Source organism: Streptomyces sp. NPDC001709 (assembly GCF_053596375.1).
On the sequence record NZ_JBSFGB010000155.1, the window covers coordinates 1 to 1,055 of the forward strand.

At 67.3% G+C, this 1,055-nt stretch carries 1 protein-coding gene; it reads left to right on the forward strand.

Annotated features, from left to right (window positions below; genetic code table 11):
* The first annotated feature begins 212 nt into the window (after positions 1 to 212).
* Entirely contained in the window at positions 213 to 995 is a 783-nt protein-coding gene (locus ACWC0C_RS48390; RefSeq protein ID WP_450871559.1) for a transposase family protein, read from the forward strand.
* Positions 996 to 1,055: the final 60 nt, after the last annotated feature.

Consider the following 1,055-nt stretch of genomic DNA (forward strand, 5'->3'; position numbering starts at 1 on the left):
ACGAGCTCGTGCACGGTAGGCAGGGAGACGTCGAGCTCCTGATCGTCGATCATGGCCGTGTGGTGGGGAACGCGTCTCGTGCAGCGATCATCAGCGATCGAAGGATCACAGGTCTGTCAGCTGACGTGATTGCCGAACTCGTCGCCGAGATTGGTCCGTTGTGGCATGAAAGGCACCAGGCCAGGCTTACGTCCAGGCAGCGGAAGCGGGCCGTGGGCGCCGGTGCGAAGCACCGACTGGTCTTCGTCGACCGGCTGCTGGCCACCCTCGTGCACCTCCGACACGCGACCACGCACGACGTGCTTGCCTGCTGGTTCGACGTGGACCGCTCCACCATCACCCGTGCCATCGGAGAGGTGCGGCCCCTGCTCGCCGAGCGAGGATGCACCGTCGGCCCCGGAGTGCGGCTGCGGACTCTGGCCGAGGTCGTCGACCACCTCGGCTCCGGAGGCAGGACCGGAATCGTCGACGGAACCGAGATCCGCGTCCGGCGGCCGGCCGTCGGCCGTAAGGACCGGGACAAGTTCATCTCCGGCAAGAGCAAACAGAACGCCGTCAAGACCATGGTGCTCACGGACGCGGACGGCCGGGTGCTGTTCTGCAGCCCGACCAAGCCCGGAGGCTGCGCGGACATCACCCACGCTCGCCAGTTAGGACTGGTCAAGCTCCTGGCTGACGGCCCCGCCGTGGAAGTTCTCGCCGATGCCGGCTACCAGGGGCTGGGCGCGCAGACCAACGGCCGGGTGGTGACACCGCCGCACCGCAAGTTCAAGAAGAACGCTCCGGACTGGTACGAGCAGATGTATGAGCGGCAGCGCAAGGCACATTCCTCACGACGCATTCGCGTCGAGCACGGCATCGCCCACCTCAAGAACTGGCGGGCGCTGGCCCGCCACCTCGGCCGCCGTGAGCACATGAGCGACATCGTCCAAGCCGTCGCCGGCCTGCTGTCCCATCAGCAGACCGCGGACCTGACATCGGCGCGGCCGATGTGAACACCGAGCCCCGCCGCCATCCGCGACGTCTCCCTGCCTACCGTGCACGAGCTCGTTAGG